Source organism: Pseudomonas sp. B26(2017), from assembly GCF_002113045.1.
In the GTDB taxonomy this organism is placed as follows: Bacteria; Pseudomonadota; Gammaproteobacteria; order Pseudomonadales; family Pseudomonadaceae; genus Aquipseudomonas.
The window spans coordinates 118,587-135,672 of the sequence record NZ_NEJJ01000015.1 but is presented as its reverse complement, the minus strand read 5'-3'; the positions used below and the strand labels follow the sequence as shown (position 1 = coordinate 135,672).

Below are 17,086 nucleotides of genomic sequence, written 5' to 3'. Positions count from 1 at the left end.
GGCGGGCAATCGCCGCCTTAAACTGGTAAAGTGCCGGCCGTTATTACTTAAGAGGATTGTTCCAATGGCGACTAACCGTTCCCAGCGTCTGCGCAAAAAACTGTGCGTCGATGAATTTCAAGAGCTGGGTTTCGAACTGAACCTGGACTTCAAAGAAGATCTGTCCGAAGAAGCCATTGATGCTTTCCTCGAAGCTTTCATCAAAGAAGCCATGGACGCCAATGGTCTGGGCTATGTCGGCGGCGAAGGCTTCGGTCTGGTTTGCCTGCAGAAGCGTGGTTCGGTTTCCGAAGAGCAGCGCGCTGCCGTGGAAGCCTGGCTGAAAACCCGCACCGAGCTGACCAAGACTGAAATCAGCCCGCTGCTGGACGTCTGGTATCCGGAAAAGCCGATCAACAAGGCTTGATTCCGAAATGAAGAACGGCGACCCGAAGGTCGCCGTTTTTTTATGCCTTTCGCCAGTTGAGGATCAGCAAGGTCAACACCCCCGCGACAATCCCCCAGAAGGCCGAACCGATGGAAAACAGCGTCAGCCCCGACGCCGTGACCATGAAGGTGATCAGCGCCGCTTCCCGTTCCTTCACTTCGGTCATGGCGATGCTCAAGCCGTTGATGATCGAGCCGAACAGGGCCAAAGCGGCAATCGACAGCACCAATTCCTTGGGCAGCGCGGCAAACAGCGCCGCCAGTGTGGCGCCGAACACCCCGGCAATCCCGTAGAAAATCCCGCACCACACGGCTGCCGTGTAGCGTTTGTTGCGATCCTCATGGGCATGCGGCCCGGTGCAGATCGCCGCGCTAATCGCTGCGAGGTTGATGCCGTGGGAACCGAACGGCGCCAGCAGCAGCGACGCGATGCCGGTGGCGGTGATCAGCGGCGAGGCCGGAACGTTGTAGCCATCGGCCCGCAATACGGCGATGCCGGGCATGTTTTGCGAGGTCATGGCTACCACAAACAGCGGGATGCCGATGCTGATGGTCGCGGCCAGGGAAAAATGCGGCGTGGTCCAGACCGGTGTCGCCACCTCCAGGTGAAAACCGCTGAAGTCCAGCAACCCCATGACGCCCGACAGCGCGGTGCCGATCAGCAGCGCAGCGAGCACCGCATAACGGGGCGACAGGCGTTTGACGATCAGATAAGTGAAGAACATCCCCAGCACCAGGCCGGTGCGGTGCTGCGCAGCGACGAAGATTTCGCTGCCGATCTTGAACAGAATCCCTGCCAGCAGCGCCGCGGCGAGGGAGGCCGGGATCTTTTTCACCAGCCGTTCGAAGCTGCCGGTCAAGCCGCAAATGGTCACCAGCACCGCGCAGGTGATATAGGCGCCAATCGCTTCGCCATAGGTCACGCCGCCAAGACTGGTGATCAACAGCGCCGCGCCGGGCGTTGACCAGGCGATGGTGATCGGCGTGCGATAACGCAGCGACAGGCCGATCGAACACACCGCCATGCCGATGGAGATCGCCCAGATCCACGAAGAAATCTGCCCGCTGGTCAGGCCCGCCGCTTGCCCTGCCTGGAACATCAGCACCAGCGAACTGGTGTAGCCGGTCATCATCGCGATGAACCCGGCGACGATGGCGGAGGGCGATGTGTCCGCCAGCGGGCGCAGTCGGGTGTGGGTAATTTCGTTCATGACAGCGGTATTCCTTGTACCAATGAAGATATTTGCTGCTATGCGAAATCCTTGTGGGAGCGAGCTTGCTCGCGATGACGGCGGAACAGTCGACATTGGAGTTGAATGTCCAACCGCTATCGCGAGCAAGCTCGCTCCCACAGGGATCGCGGATTCTGCGATCAAGCCTAAACTCAAACGTAACGAAGCGTTGCAATACAGCCAAAGCCACAAACAGCCGTACAGTCGTGTTGCCACCTTCCATTGTGTACAATCGCGCTGTTTTTTACGCGATACTTGCCAGCGACCCACTGTGCCGTATTACAGTCACGGTCAATTCGCCGCCGTTCTTCCCGACTCGAGTGCCCATGAACGAACAGTTGCAACCCCTCAAGAAACAACCGCGAGCAGGCAAAGCCGGCCGCAGCGGAACCCAGGACGATATTGTCTATGCGCATATCTTCGAGGCCATCCTCGAACAGCGCCTGGCGCCCGGCACAAAGTTGAGCGAAGAAGCGCTGGGGGAAATTTTCGGGGTCAGCCGCACCATCATTCGCCGCGCGCTCTCGCGTCTGGCCCATGAAGGCGTGGTGCTGTTGCGGCCGAACCGTGGCGCGGTCGTCGCCAGCCCGAGCGTTGAAGAGGCGCGTCAGGTGTTTCTCGCCCGGCGTCTGGTGGAGCGCGCGATCACCGAGCTGGCCGTGCAACACGCCACCGCCGAGCAGATCGCCGAATTGCGCCAGATGGTCAACGACGAGCGCGACAGCTTCTCCCGTGGCGATCGCGGCGCCGGCATCCGTCTTTCGGGTGAATTCCACCTGAAACTGGCCGAGGCAGCGAAGAATGCGCCGTTGATCAGTTTCCAGCGCAGCCTGGTTTCGCAGACGTCGCTGATCATCGCCCAATATGAAAGCGGCAACCGTTCGCACTGTTCCTACGACGAGCACACCCAGTTGATCGACGCCATCGAAGCGCGCAACGGCGAGCTGGCAGTGGACCTGATGATGCATCACATGGATCACATCGACAGCAAGCTCAACCTCGACGAAGAAAGCGCTTCGGACGATCTGCATGCAGTGTTCTCGCACCTGTTGCAGACCAAGAAGCCGGGGCGGCCGGCGGTCAAGCTCTGAGGCGAATCGACAGGCAATAAAAATCCCCCGGACTGCAAAGTGCCGGGGGATTTTTTTGCTCTCCTGATCGTTCCCACGTCGAGGCGTCGAACCGTCCGCGTGGGAATGCAGCCCGTGACGCTCCGCGTCACTGGACGCGGAGCGTCCCCAGAGGCATTCCCACGCAGAGCGTGGGAACAATCGAGCAATCAGTTAGCGCTGGTGCACCAGCGCGCCCGCCGCGTAGGTCTGAGCTATGGTGCGGTCATCGCCCAGGGTCATCAGCACGAACAGCGTTTCAGCAATGTTGTTGGCCTGCTTCAAGCGATAGCTCATCAGCGGCGTGGCGTTGTAGTCCAGCACCAGGAAGTCGGCGTCGGAGCCCGGTTGCAGGTTGCCGATCTTGTCTTCCAGACGCAGGGCCCGCGCGCCACCGAGGGTGGCGAGGTACAGCGACTTGAACGGGCTCAGGCGTGCGCCTTGCAACTGCATCACCTTGTAGGCTTCGTTCAGGGTTTGCAGCAACGAAAAACTGGTGCCGCCGCCGACGTCAGTCCCGAGCCCGACGTTCAGTTTGTGCTTCTCGGCCATCGGCAGGTTGAACAGGCCGCTGCCGAGGAAGAAGTTCGAGGTCGGGCAGAACGCGACCGCCGAACCGGTCTGCGCCAGGCGTGCGCATTCGTCGTCGCACAGGTGCACGCCGTGGGCGAACACCGAGCGCTCGCCGAGCAATTGGTAGTGATCGTAGACGTCCAGATAGCCCTTGCGCTCCGGAAACAGCTCCTTGACCCACTCGACTTCCTTGAGGTTTTCGCTGATGTGGGTCTGCATGTACAGATCCGGGTATTCGCTGAGCAACTGACCGGCGAGCGTCAACTGTTCCGGGGTGCTGGTCGGGGCGAATCGCGGGGTGACGGCATAGTGCAGACGGCCCTTGCCGTGCCAGCGCTCGATCAGCGCCTTACTGTCGACGTAGCTCGATTCCGGGGTGTCGGTCAGGTAGTCCGGCGCGTTGCGGTCCATCATCACTTTGCCGGCGATCATCCGCAGGTCCAGTTTCTCTGCCGCTTCGAAGAACGAGTTCACCGATTGCGGATGCACGCTGCCGAACACCAGCGCGGTGGTGGTGCCGTTGCGCAGCAGTTCCTTGATGAAGATGTCCGCCACTTCATCGGCGTGGGCCTTGTCGGCGAACTGGCTTTCGCACGGGAAGGTGTAGGTGTTCAGCCAGTCCAGCAGTTGCTCGCCGTAGGCGCCGACCATGCCGGTCTGCGGCAGGTGGATGTGGGTGTCGATGAAGCCCGGGGTGATCAGCGCATCCTTGTGATGCGTGATCTCGATGTCCGCCGGCAGGGTCGGCAGCAGTTCGCTGGCGTGGCCGAGGGCGCTGATCTTGCCGCCATCGACCACCAGCAGGCCGTCCTCGAAATACTCGTAGGAGGCTTCGATGCCGACCTCGGCGGGGTCGGCGATGCTGTGCAGGATGGCGGCGCGGTAGGCTTTGCGAGTCAGAGGCATGAGGGTTCTCTAATCAGTTTGAGGCTTTGAGTGTGGCGGCCTGACTGCGCCGGGAAACCGGCAGCAGTTTGGCAATCGGTTCGGCACTGGCGGTGTGCTGGCCGAAATTGGCGTTATAGGTGGCGATGATTTCGCCGGCGATGGAGATGGCGATTTCTACAGGTAACTTGCCTTTGACTTCACCGATGCCCATCGGGCAGCGCATGCGTTGCACGACGCTGGCGTCGAAACCACGGTCACGCAGGCGATGTTCGAACTTGGCCCGTTTGGTTTTCGAGCCGATCAGGCCGAACCAGGTGAAGTCGTTGCGCTTGAGGATCGCGGCGGTGAGTTCCAGATCCAGCTGATGGTTGTGGGTCATGACGATGCAATAGCTGCCGGCGGGCAGGTCGTCGATTTCATCCACAGGCTCCTCGGCGACGATTTTGCGCACGCCGTGGGGAATCTGCTCGGGGAATTCCTCCTCCCGGGAATCGATCCAGCGCACCCGGCAGGGCAGGCTGGCGAGCAAGGGCACCAGTGCGCGACCGACATGACCGGCGCCGAACACGGCGATCTGCGCCTGCACCTGGCCCATCGGTTCGAACAGCAGCACCGTCGCGCCGCCGCAGCACTGGCCCAGACTGGCGCCGAGGCTGAAGCGCTCCAGATGGGTATCCTGCTTGCCGCTGGCGAGCATCTCGCGGGCGATCTGCATGGCTTTGTATTCCAGGTGCCCGCCACCGATGGTGTCGAACGTCTGGCGGGCGCTGACGACCATTTTCGAGCCGGCATTGCGCGGCGTCGAGCCGAGCTCTTCGATGATCGTCACCAGAACACAGGGTTCGCCCTGGTTCTGCAGGTCGGCGAGGGCGTCGATCCAGTTGTACATATCTCACCTCTCAGATCGTTCCCACGTCGAGGCGTCGAACCGTCGCGTGGGAATGCATCACTGGACGCTCCGCGTCCGCTGTTCAGGATGCGACGCAGAGCGTCGCGGCTGCATTCCCACGCAGGCGTGGGAACGATCATCAAACAACCTCGGTTTCAGCTTCGACGGCCTTGACCGCCTTGAGCTGGCGCATCTGCTCGCAACCCCACAACACCCGCTCCGGGGTCGCCGGCGCGTCGATCTTCGGTTGATGCTTGTAGTCGCCGAGGCTGGCCACCGCATCCTTGATCGCGCACCACGCGGCGATGCCGAGCATGAACGGCGGCTCACCCACAGCCTTGGAGTGGAACACCGTGTCTTCCGGGTTCTTGCGGTTTTCCACCAGTTTCACCCGCAGGTCCAGCGGCATGTCCGCCACGGCCGGGATCTTGTAGCTGGCCGGGCCGTTGGTCATCAGCTTGCCCTTGTTGTTCCACACCAGTTCTTCCATGGTCAGCCAGCCCATGCCCTGGACAAAGCCGCCCTCGACCTGGCCGATGTCGATGGCCGGGTTCAGCGAGGCGCCGACGTCGTGGAGGATGTCGGTGCGCAGCATCTTGTACTCGCCGGTCAGGGTGTCGACGATCACTTCGCAGCACGCCGCGCCGAAGGCGAAGTAGTAGAACGGCCGACCACGGGCCTGGCTGCGGTCGTAGTAGATTTTCGGGGTCTTGTAGAACCCGGTGCTCGACAGCGACACCTGATTGAAATACGCCAGCTGAATCAACGCTTCGAAGGTCATGATGTGGTCGCGCACACGGACGTGGCCGTTGTGGAATTCCACATCTTCTTCGCTGACCTTGTAGTGCCGCGCCGCAAATTCAACGAGGCGTTGCTTGATGATTTCCGCCGCGTTCTGTGCGGCTTTACCGTTCAGGTCAGCACCGCTGGAGGCCGCCGTCGGCGAGGTGTTCGGCACCTTGTCGGTGTTGGTCGCGGTGATCTGCACGCGATCCATTTCCACCTGGAACACTTCGGCCACGACCTGCGCGACTTTGGTGTTCAGGCCCTGGCCCATTTCCGTGCCGCCGTGGTTCAGGTGGATGCTGCCGTCGGTATAGACGTGCACCAGCGCACCCGCCTGGTTGAGGAAGCTGGCGGTGAAGGAAATGCCGAACTTCACCGGGGTCAGCGCCAGGCCTTTTTTCAGGATCGGGCTATTGGCGTTGTAGCGACGGATCGCTTCGCGGCGTTCGGCATACTGGCTGCTTTCTTCCAGCTCGGCGGTCATCTCTTCGAGCATGTTGTGCTCGACAGTCTGGTAGTAGTGGGTGACGTTGCGCTCGGTCTTGCCGTAGTAGTTGGCCTTGCGCACGGCCAGCGGATCGAGGTTGAGGTGACGGGCGATGGCGTCCATCACTTCTTCGATCGCGACCATTCCTTGCGGGCCGCCGAAACCCCGATACGCGGTGTTCGACGCGGTGTTGGTCTTGCAGCGGTGACCGTTGATGGTCGCATCGCCGAGGTAGTACGAGTTGTCCGAGTGGAACATCGCGCGGTCAACGATCGAGGCCGACAGGTCAGGCGAGCAGCCGCAGTTGCCGGCCAGATCCATCGCGATCCCGTGCAGGCGCCCGTTGCTGTCGAAGCCCACGTCGTACTCGACATAGAACGGGTGACGCTTGCCGGTCATCAGCATGTCTTCGACCCGTGGCAGGCGCATCTTGGTCGGCTGGCCGGTGAGGTGCGCGATCACTGCGCACAGGCATGCCGGGCTTGCGGCCTGGGTTTCCTTGCCGCCGAAACCACCGCCCATGCGGCGCATGTCGACCACGATCTTGTTCATCGACACGTCGAGGACTTCGGCCACCAGCTTCTGCACTTCGGTGGGGTTCTGGGTCGAGCAGTAGACGATCATGCCGCCGTCTTCGGTCGGCATTACCGAGGAAATCTGCGTCTCCAGATAAAAGTGTTCCTGACCGCCGATGTGCAGCGTGCCTTGGATGCGGTGCTCGGCCGTGGCCAAGGCGTTGGCCGAATCGCCGCGCTGGTGGGTGTGGCTGTCGAGTACGAAGTGGCGTTTGCGCAGGGCTTCGACCACATCCAGCACCGGCTCCAGATCTTCGTATTCGATGATCGCGGCCATCGCGGCCTTGCGTGCGGTTTCGAGGTCTTTGGCGGCCACCGCCAGTACCGGTTGACCGACGAACTGCACGTCATCGATGGCCAGCAGCGGATCGCCCGGCATCAATGGGCCGATGTCTTTCAGGCCCGGCACGTCTTCGTGAGTGATGGCGATGCGCACACCTTCGAAGGCATAGCAGGGTTTGGTATCGATGCTGATGATTTTTGCGTGGGCGCGATCCGACAACCGTGCGTAAACGTGCAACTGGTTAGGGAATTCCAGGCGGTCATCGATGTACTGCGCTTCACCGGACACATGCTTGGCGGCGCTGTCGTGCTTGACGCTGCGGCCGACGCCGGTGGTCAGGTCCCTGGCGAACAGTTCAGCCAGTTCAGCTTGTGTTTTCTCTACGCCGTGATGGTTAGACATAAGCGGTCACCCGAGTCTCGATGTGCGGTGTTTGCAGTTCGATGAAGTATTTGCGCAGCAGGTTCTGCGCGCTGAGCAGGCGGTACTCCTTGCTGGCGCGGAAGTCCGAGAGCGGAGTGAAATCCTCGCCCAGCGCAGTGCAGGCACGTTCGACCACCGCGTTGCTGAACGGCTGGCCGAGCAGCACGGCTTCACAATGAGCGGCGCGTTTCGGGATCGCGGCCATGCCGCCGAAGGCGACGCGGGCGTCGGTGATCACGCCGTTTTCGACGCGCAGGTTGAACGCGGCGCAGACGGCGGAGATGTCATCGTCCAGACGCTTGGAGACTTTGTAGGCCCGGAAACGCTGCTCGGCCGTGGCGCGAGGCACGATGATTTTCTCGATGAATTCGCTTTCCTGGCGCGCGGTGACCCGGTAATCGATGAAGTAATCCTCGAGCGCCAGCGTGCGGCGGGTCTCGCCCTTGCACAACACGATCTGCGCGCCGAGGGCGATCAGCAGGGGTGGCGAGTCACCAATGGGCGAGGCGTTGCCGATGTTGCCGCCGAGGGTGCCCTGGTTGCGGATCTGCAGGGAGGCGAAGCGGTGCAGCAGCTCGCCGAAGTCCGGGTACTCGGCGTTCAACACTTCGTAGCAGTCGGAGAGGGCGGTGGCGGCGCCGATTTCGATGCGATCCTCGAAGTGCTCGATGCGCTTCATTTCGGCGACGTTGCCCACGTAGATCATCACCGGCAGGGTGCGGTGGAACTGCGTGACTTCCAGCGCCAGGTCGGTGCCGCCGGCCAACAGGCGGGCCTGTGGATAAGCATCGTAGAGGTCGGCCAGATCGGCCACGGTCAGCGGCACCAGGCAGCGTTTGTCGCCGCTGTTGAGTTCGCCGATCGATGTCGGGGCAATGGCTTTGAGGCGGGCAATGGTTTGCGCCTCACCGGCGTCGAACTGGTCAGGCTGCTTGCCGCAGCAGGATTGCTCGGCGGCGGCCAGGATCGGCCGGTAGCCGGTGCAGCGGCAGAGATTGCCGGCCAGCGCTTCGTGGGCCTTGGCATGATCCGGCGCATCGCTGTTCTTTTGCAGGGCGAACAGCGACATCACGAAACCGGGGGTGCAGAAACCGCACTGCGAACCATGACACTCGACCATGGCTTTCTGCACGCTGTGCAGTTCGCCCTTGTGCTTGAGGTCTTCGACGCTGATGAGTTGTTTGCCGTGCAGCGACGAGACGAACGTCAGGCACGAGTTGAGGCTGCGATAGCGAATGTGCTCGCGGCCATCGTCATCCGTCTGCAACTCGCCGACCACCACCGTACAGGCGCCGCAGTCACCGCTGGCGCAGCCTTCTTTGGTGCCGGGTTTACCCACGTGTTCGCGCAGGTAGTTGAGCACAGTCAGGTTCGGGTCCAGGGCGTGCTCGCTACGGAGTTCCTGGTTAAGTAAAAACTGGATCACGGAAGGCCTCGCAGACTCATTATTGTTGTTGAGCGACTTGAGCCGAATTTAGCAGGTCTGACTTTTCGGTCAATGGTTTTCTGACTTAAAGGTCAGGAAAAACCGTTTTGTCGCTCAACCACGTGTCTCTTCAGTATTGACCCTTATGGGATCAAGCGCTTTTTTGCGGGATTCGTGCCAAAAACCGCTGTGCGGGCACTCCGCCATGACCGCGCATTGCGCTACACTGCGCCGCTTGTGCAGATCGAAGAGTTTGAAGGACAACCATGACGTTCAAGGCGCCGGACAGCCTCGCCGAGCAAATCGCTCACCACCTCGCCGAACGGATCATTCGCGGCGAAATGAAGCCGGGAGAGCGCATCCAGGAACAGAAGGTCACGCTGGCGCTGAACGTCAGCCGCGGCTCGGTCCGCGAAGCCTTGCTGATCCTCGAGCGCCGTCACCTGATCGCGATCCTGCCGCGCCGCGGCGCCCACGTCACTGAGCTTACGGCGCACAAGGTGCAGAGCCTGTGCACGTTGATGAGCGAGCTGTACATCCTGCTCGGCAACGCGGTGGCCAATGGCTGGCAAGTCCAGTCCGACATGGCGCCGTTCGTGCAGATCCAGCAGCGCCTGACCGCCAGCTACGAGCGTCAGGACATTCGCACCTTCGTCGACGAAAGCTTCAATGTGATGCGCGCCGCGTACCCGTTCGCCAACAACCCGTACCTGCAGGAAACCGTCGAGAACCTGCAACCGGCCATGAGCCGTGCGTATTTCCTTGCGCTGGAGCAGCGCAAGGCCGAGATGAGCGAATTCCTTGAACTGTTCGAACGCTTGCTCGCCGCCGTCCTCGCCCGTGACCTGCCGCAGATCCGCATCGTGCTGACGGCTTACGCCCAGCGCAGCTGCGATCTGGTGGTGGCCGCCCTGACGGTTGCCTGACCTTGCGGCTCAAGTGCATCAAACTGGCGGGGTTCAAATCCTTCGTCGATCCGACCACGGTGAACTTCCCCAGCAACATGGCGGCGGTCGTCGGGCCGAACGGTTGCGGCAAGTCGAACATCATCGACGCCGTGCGCTGGGTAATGGGCGAAAGCTCGGCCAAGAACCTGCGCGGCGAGTCGATGACCGACGTCATCTTCAACGGCTCGACCAGTCGCAAACCGGTAAGCCAGGCCAGCATCGAACTGGTATTCGACAACTCCGACGGCACCCTGCTGGGCGAGTGGGCGGCGTACGCGGAAATTTCGATCCGCCGCAAAGTGACCCGCGACAGCCAGACCACTTATTACCTGAACGGCGCCAAATGCCGTCGCCGCGACATCACCGACATCTTCCTCGGCACCGGCCTCGGCCCGCGCAGCTACTCGATCATCGAGCAGGGGATGATCTCCAAGCTGATCGAGTCCAAGCCGGAAGACCTGCGCAACTTCATCGAAGAAGCCGCTGGTATTTCCAAATACAAGGAGCGCCGGCGCGAGACCGAGAACCGCATCCGCCGCACCCACGAAAACCTTGCCCGTCTGACCGACCTGCGCGAAGAACTCGAACGCCAGCTCGAACGCCTTCACCGTCAGGCCGAGGCCGCCAAGAAGTATCAGGAATACAAGGCCGAAGAGCGCCAGCTCAAGGCGCAACTGTCGGCCCTGCGCTGGCAGGATCTGAACGATCAGGTCGGCCAGCGCGAATCGATCATCGGCAACCAGGAGATCAGCTTCGAAGCGCTGGTCGCCGAGCAGCGCAACGCCGACGCGGCCATTGAACGCCTGCGCGACGGTCACCATGACCTGTCCGAGCGCTTCAATCTGGTGCAGGGGCGCTTCTATTCGGTCGGCGGCGACATCGCCCGGGTCGAGCAGAGCATCCAGCACGGCCAGCAGCGTTTACGCCAATTGCAGGACGATCTGAAAGAGGCAGAGCGCGCGCGCCTGGAAACCGAATCGCACCTGGGCCACGACCGTACCTTGCTGCTGACCCTCGGCGAAGAGCTCGATCAACTGACCCCCGAGCAGGAAATCACCAACGCCGCCGCCGAAGAGGCCGCCGCGGCGCTGGAAGATTCCGAAACCGTCATGCACGGCTGGCAGGAGCAGTGGGACGCCTTCAACCTGACCGCCGCCGAACCCCGCCGTCAGGCCGAAGTGCAGCAGTCGCGCATCCAACAGCTGGAAACCAGCCTGGAGCGTCTGGCCGATCGGCAAAAACGTCTGGGCGAAGAGCGGGCGTTGCTCTCGGCTGATCCGGAAGACGCGGCGATCATGGAGCTCAGCGAACAGCTCGCGGAGTCCGAAGCCACCCTTGAAGATTTGCAGACCAGCGAAGCAGCCCAGGTCGAAAAACTTGAGCAACTGCGCCAGGAGTTGCAGCAGGCGCTGACCGCGCAGCAGCAGGCGCAGGGCGATTTGCAGCGTCTCAACGGTCGCCTGGCATCGCTGGAAGCCTTGCAGCAGGCCGCGCTCGATCCGGGCACGGGCACCGCTGAATGGCTGAAGGAACACAACCTTGCCGAGCGTCCGCGTCTGGCCGAAGGCCTGAAGGTCGAGGCCGGTTGGGAGCTGGCGGTGGAGACCGTGCTCGGTGCCGACCTGCAAGCGGTGCTGGTGGACGATTTCGACGGCTTCGATCTGTCCGGTTTCGCCCAGGGTGATCTGCGTTTGCTCAGCCCCGGCAATGACGGCGTGCGCGTGGCCGGCAGCCTGCTGGACAAGGTCGAGGCACTGGTTGATCTGTCGCCCTGGCTCGCTCAGGTCAAACCGGTCGACAGTCTTGAGCAGGCGCTGGCCCTGCGCGGCCAGCTGGCTGCCGGGCAGAGCCTGATCAGCCGCGACGGTTACTGGGTCGGCCGGCATTTCCTGCGGGTGCGCCGCGCCAGCGAAGCCGAAAGCGGCATGCTTGCGCGTGGCCAGGAAATCGAAACGCTGCATGCGGAGCGCGAAGAGCGCGAAGCCACGGTCGAGGCCATGGAAACCCGTTTACAGACTCTGCGCGCGCAACAGCGTCAGCAGGAAAACGGTCGCGAGCATTTGCGTCGTTTGCTGCAAGACGAGGCCCGTCAGCAAGGCGAGCTGAAAGCTCAACTGTCCGCCGGCAAAGCCAAGGCCGAGCAGTTGAATCTGCGTCGCACCCGACTCGACGAAGAACTGGTCGAGCTCGCCGAACAGCGCGAACTGGAACACGAAAACATCGGCGAAGCGCGGATCCAGCTGCAGGACGCCCTCGACGCCATGGCCCTGGACACCGAACAGCGCGAATTGCTGCTGGCCCAGCGAGACAGCCTGCGCGAGCGGCTGGATCGGGTGCGTCAGGAAGCGCGCCAACACAAGGATCACGCCCATCAATTGGCCGTGCGTCTGGGCTCGCTGCGCGCGCAGCATGATTCGACCCGCCAGGCCCTTGAACGTCTGGAAATGCAGGCCGAGCGCCTCACCGAAAAACGTGAACAGCTCAGCCTGAATCTGGAGGAGGGCGAGGCGCCGCTGGAAGAGTTGCGCCTCAAACTCGAAGAGTTGCTCGACAAGCGCATGAGCGTCGACGATGAACTCAAGACCGCCCAGATCGCGCTGGAAGACGCCGACCGCGAACTGCGCGACGCGGAAAAACGCCGGACCCAGGCCGAGCAGCAATCGCAAATGATCCGTGGCCAGCTCGAACAGCAACGCATGGAATGGCAGGCCCTGACCGTGCGCCGCAAGGCTCTGCAGGATCAACTGCTGGAAGACGGCTACGATCTGCACGGCGTGCTCAACACCCTGACCGCCGAGGCCAGCGAGAAGGGCGCCGAAGAAGAACTCGAGCGCATCGCCGCGCGCATTCAGCGCCTGGGCGCGATCAACCTCGCGGCGATCGACGAATACCAGCAACAATCCGAGCGTAAACGTTATCTGGATGCTCAGGACGCCGATCTGGTCGAAGCCCTCGAGACGCTGGAAAACGTCATCCGCAAGATCGACAAGGAAACCCGTAACCGTTTCAAAGATACCTTTGATCAGATCAATGGCGGTTTACAGGCGCTTTTCCCGAAAGTTTTCGGTGGTGGACGCGCGTATTTGGAACTGACGGGCGAAGATCTACTCGATACAGGGGTGACGATCATGGCGCAACCGCCCGGCAAGAAGAACAGCACCATCCATTTGCTCTCCGGTGGCGAGAAAGCCCTGACGGCACTGGCACTGGTTTTTGCGATCTTCAAGTTGAATCCGGCGCCGTTCTGCATGCTCGATGAAGTTGACGCACCACTGGATGACGCTAACGTTGGACGCTACGCACGATTGGTCAAGGAGATGTCGCAGACTGTGCAGTTCATCTATATCACCCACAACAAGATCGCCATGGAAATGGCTGACCAGTTGATGGGCGTGACGATGCACGAGCCGGGTTGTTCGCGACTGGTAGCCGTGGATGTCGAGGAGGCGATGGCGATGGTGGATGCCTGAGCCGGCGCTGTCGGAAAAGGTATTTGTAGTCTGTAGGACGTATTTACCGGTTTCGAATGGCTGGCCAATCGACATAATCGCGCAAGCCAATGAGACAGACGGTGTAAAGTTGTCTTTGGTCGTGCTAGTTTAATGTCAATTTTTCGTATACGTGGGCAAAACGCCTGTCAGAACATAGAGTTGGCGCCACGTTTTAAAGCGGTTTGCACAGTGTAAACCCCTTATTTTTCAGCATTTTTTATAGAGGCACGGGATTACATGGAAATCGGTCTGCGCGAGTGGCTGATCGTCATCGGCATCATTGTGATAGCCGGTATTCTTTTCGATGGCTGGCGCCGTATGCGCGGCGGCAAGGGAAAACTGAAATTCCGTCTTGACCGAAGTCTGTCCAACCTGCCGGACGAGGACACCAGCGCCGAGCTGTTGGGCCCGGCCCGTGTGCTGGACACCCATAAAGAGCCGCAACTGGACGAACACGATCTGCCATCGGTGAGCATGCCGGCCCGCGAAGCACGCGAGCCTCGCGAATCCGGTTCCAAGCGCGGCAAGCGTGGCAGCAACGGTCCGGCCCAGGGCGACCTGAACCTCGATCTGGATCTGGACGGCGGTCCGAGCTTCAGCAGCCGCGACGATGATTTCGTCGAGCCTGCCGCCAAGTCGTCGCCGGCAGTGGCCGATAAAGATCAGCCGCAAGCCGAAGAAGTGCTGGTGATCAGCGTGATCTGCCGCGACCCGGCCGGCTTCAAGGGCCCGGCACTGCTGCAGAACATTCTGGAAAGCGGTCTGCGTTTCGGCGAGATGGATATCTTCCACCGTCACGAAAGCATGGCCGGCAATGGCGAAGTGCTGTTCTCCATGGCTAACGCGGTCAAGCCGGGCATCTTCGATCTGGACGACATCGACCACTTCAGCACCCCGGCGGTGAGCTTCTTCCTCGGCCTGCCAGGCCCGCGTCATCCGAAGCAGGCCTTCGACGTGATGGTGGCGGCAGCCCGCAAGCTGTCCCAGGAACTGAACGGCGAGTTGAAAGATGACCAGCGCAGCGTCCTGACCGCGCAGACCATCGAGCACTACCGTCAGCGCATCGTCGAATTCGAACGCCGCGCCCTGACCCAGAAGCGTTGATTGAAAAGGTTGCCTCGCAATAAAAGGGGCAATCGGCAAATAGATTGAGCAGCCTCGGCTGCTCTTTTGCTTTATGAGAGAACACCCATGACTGCCGCCAAAGACCGCATTCTAGAGCTGCGCGCTGAGCTCGATCAGCACAACTACCGTTACCACGTCCTCGATGAGCCGAGCATTCCGGATGCCGAGTACGACCGGTTGTTCCACGAGCTCAAGGCGCTGGAAGCGGCCAATCCGGAACTGATCACCAGCGACTCGCCTACCCAGCGTGTCGGTAGCGTGGCCCTGACCGCGTTCACCCAGGTGCGTCACGAGGTGCCGATGCTCAGCCTCGGCAACGCCTTCGAAGAAACCGACATGCGCGAGTTCGACCGCCGGGTGACCGAAGGTCTGGATCTGCCGGCCGGTGACCTGTTCGGCGGTGGCGCGGCGGTGGAATACAGTTGCGAACCGAAACTCGATGGCCTGGCGGTCAGCCTGCTGTATCAGGACGGTGTGCTGGTGCGTGGCGCCACACGCGGCGACGGCACCACCGGTGAAGACATCAGCGTCAACGTGCGCACCGTGCGCAACATCCCGCTGAAGCTGCACGGCACGGGCTGGCCGGCGACCCTGGAAGTGCGCGGCGAAGTGTTCATGTCCAAGGCCGGTTTCGAGCGCCTCAACGCCTCGCAACTGGAAATCGGCGGCAAGACCTTCGCCAACCCGCGCAACGCCGCCGCCGGCAGCCTGCGTCAGCTGGATTCGAAGATCACCGCCAACCGTCCGCTGGAATTCTGCTGCTACGGCATCGGCCAGGTCTCTCACGATATTTCCGACACTCACATCGGCAACCTCAAGCAGCTGCAAGCCTGGGGGCTGCCGATCAGCCATGAATTGAAACTGGCCAAAGGCATCGGCGAATGCCTGGATTACTACCGCGATATCGGCGAGCGCCGTAATTCGCTGGCTTACGAAATCGACGGTGTGGTGTTCAAGGTCAACAGCATTGCCGACCAGCGCGAGCTGGGCTTCCGCGCCCGCGAACCGCGCTGGGCCATCGCCCACAAATTCCCGGCCATGGAAGAGCTCACCGAACTGCTCGATGTGGAATTCCAGGTCGGCCGCACCGGCGCCGTCACGCCTGTGGCGCGCTTGAAACCGGTCAAGGTCGCTGGTGTGACCGTGGCCAATGCCACGCTGCACAACATGGACGAAGTCGCCCGGCTGGGCCTGATGATCGGCGACACGGTGATCATTCGCCGCGCCGGTGATGTGATTCCGCAAGTGGTGCAAGTCGTTGCCGAGCGTCGCCCGGAAGACGCGCGGCCGGTGCAGATTCCCGAGAATTGTCCGGTGTGCGGCTCACACGTCGAGCGCACGCAACTGGTCAAGCGCAGCAAGGGCAAGGAAACCATCAGTGAGGGCGCGGTGTATCGTTGCGTCGGCCGACTGGCCTGCGGTGCGCAACTCAAGCAGGCGATCATTCACTTCGTATCGCGCCGGGCGATGGACATCGAAGGCCTTGGCGACAAGAGTGTCGAGCAACTGGTGGACGAAGGTCTGGTCAGTTCGCCGGCTGATCTTTACGCGCTGAAGTTCGAGGACATCGTCGACCTCGAAGGCTTCGCCGAAGTGTCGAGCAACAAGTTGCTGGCTGCTATCGAAGACAGCAAGAAGCCGGGTCTGGCGCGCTTCATCTATGCGCTGGGCATTCCGGATGTCGGCGAGGAGACGGCCAAAGTGCTGGCGCGTTCGCTGGGATCGCTGGAGCGCGTCCAGCAAGCCTTGCCGCAAGTGCTGACGTACCTGCCGGACATCGGCCTGGAAGTGGCGCACGAGATTCACAGCTTCTTCGAGGATGCGCACAACCGGCAGGTGATCAGCGAACTGCTGGGCCACGGTTTGCAGATTCAGGACCAGGGCGAGTTGGGCGCCGAGTTTGCCGCGAGTACCACGCTGGGCGGCTTCCTCGACAAGCTGCATATTCCTTCGGTGGGCCCGGGCGGGGCGCAGAAACTGGCGGACAAGTTCGAAACGCTGGAAGGGGTGATGAACGCTGACTGGCTGGACATGCGTCAGGCATTGCCGGAGAAACAGGCCAACTCGGTTCGCGGGTTCTTCGCCTTGCCCGAGCATCGTCAACTGGCCGAAGACGCCGAGAAGCAGCTGCGCGATTTCGGCATGCACTGGCAGAGCGAAAAGAAAGTCGTCGAAGGCCTGCCGCTGGCCGGCGAAACCTGGGTGCTGACCGGCAAGGTCGAGCTGATGAGTCGCGATGTCGCCAAGGAACACCTGGAAAGCCTCGGCGCCAAGGTTGCGGGTTCCGTGTCGGCCAAGACCCATTGCGTGGTGGCCGGACCGGGCGCCGGGTCGAAACTGACCAAGGCCAACGAGCTGGGCGTGAAAGTGATGGATGAAGAGGCGTTTATCGGGTTCCTGAAAGGGCACGGTATCAGTGCCTGATT

General features: G+C 61.6%; 11 protein-coding genes. 6 read left to right on the top strand and 5 right to left on the bottom strand.

Features of this window, described 5'->3' with window-relative positions; translation table 11 throughout:
• Nucleotides 1-64: 64 nt before the first annotated feature.
• Nucleotides 65-406: a YggL family protein gene (locus CAF79_RS21715; RefSeq protein ID WP_085700233.1), complete on the top strand. Its 342-nt coding sequence runs from the start codon at nt 65-67 to the stop codon at nt 404-406.
• Between the two features lie 40 nt (nt 407-446).
• Here CAF79_RS21715 and CAF79_RS21710 read toward each other — a convergent pair whose 3' ends face one another.
• Nucleotides 447-1,637 (bottom strand): benzoate/H(+) symporter BenE family transporter, encoded by a 1,191-nt coding sequence (locus tag CAF79_RS21710; RefSeq protein ID WP_085700232.1) that lies wholly within the window; start codon nt 1,635-1,637, stop codon nt 447-449.
• A 347-nt stretch (nt 1,638-1,984) separates the two neighbouring features.
• Here CAF79_RS21710 and CAF79_RS21705 point away from each other — a divergent pair, with 347 nt between their 5' ends.
• On the top strand, nt 1,985-2,749 hold the full coding sequence (locus CAF79_RS21705) for a GntR family transcriptional regulator (RefSeq protein WP_007952027.1): 765 nt from the start codon (nt 1,985-1,987) through the stop codon (nt 2,747-2,749).
• A gap of 192 nt (nt 2,750-2,941) precedes the next feature.
• On the opposite strand, the gene guaD is transcribed toward CAF79_RS21705, so the two are convergent.
• The 4 genes from guaD to xdhA all read right to left on the bottom strand — a co-directional run bounded on the left by guaD (nt 2,942) and on the right by xdhA (nt 9,097).
• Entirely contained in the window at nt 2,942-4,246 is a 1,305-nt protein-coding gene (gene guaD, locus CAF79_RS21700; RefSeq protein WP_085700231.1) for a guanine deaminase, read from the bottom strand.
• A gap of 13 nt (nt 4,247-4,259) precedes the next feature.
• Complete coding sequence (gene xdhC / locus CAF79_RS21695) at nt 4,260-5,117, bottom strand: xanthine dehydrogenase accessory protein XdhC (protein ID WP_007952025.1); 858 nt, start codon at nt 5,115-5,117, stop codon at nt 4,260-4,262.
• A gap of 139 nt (nt 5,118-5,256) precedes the next feature.
• Nucleotides 5,257-7,650 carry a xanthine dehydrogenase molybdopterin binding subunit gene (gene xdhB, locus CAF79_RS21690; protein WP_085700230.1) on the bottom strand — a complete coding sequence of 798 codons (2,394 nt, stop codon included), beginning with the start codon at nt 7,648-7,650 and terminating at the stop codon, nt 5,257-5,259.
• A complete protein-coding gene (xdhA, locus tag CAF79_RS21685; RefSeq protein ID WP_085700229.1) occupies nt 7,643-9,097 on the bottom strand; it encodes a xanthine dehydrogenase small subunit in 1,455 nt (484 codons plus the stop codon). The genes xdhB and xdhA overlap by 8 nt, the downstream gene beginning before the upstream one ends.
• 266 nt (nt 9,098-9,363) lie before the next feature.
• On the opposite strand from xdhA, the gene CAF79_RS21680 reads away from it, so the two are divergent.
• From CAF79_RS21680 to ligA, 4 genes are all read left to right on the top strand, one after another.
• Entirely contained in the window at nt 9,364-10,023 is a 660-nt protein-coding gene (locus CAF79_RS21680) for a GntR family transcriptional regulator (RefSeq protein ID WP_085700228.1), read from the top strand.
• A gap of 2 nt (nt 10,024-10,025) precedes the next feature.
• Nucleotides 10,026-13,514 (top strand): chromosome segregation protein SMC, encoded by a 3,489-nt coding sequence (gene smc, locus CAF79_RS21675; RefSeq protein ID WP_085700227.1) that lies wholly within the window; start codon nt 10,026-10,028, stop codon nt 13,512-13,514.
• A gap of 258 nt (nt 13,515-13,772) precedes the next feature.
• Nucleotides 13,773-14,639: a cell division protein ZipA gene (gene zipA, locus CAF79_RS21670; RefSeq protein ID WP_064378762.1), complete on the top strand. Its 867-nt coding sequence runs from the start codon at nt 13,773-13,775 to the stop codon at nt 14,637-14,639.
• Nucleotides 14,640-14,726: 87 nt separating this feature from the next.
• Nucleotides 14,727-17,084, top strand: a complete 2,358-nt coding sequence (gene ligA / locus CAF79_RS21665) for an NAD-dependent DNA ligase LigA (RefSeq protein WP_085700226.1) — start codon at nt 14,727-14,729, stop codon at nt 17,082-17,084.
• Nucleotides 17,085-17,086 lie beyond the last annotated feature (2 nt).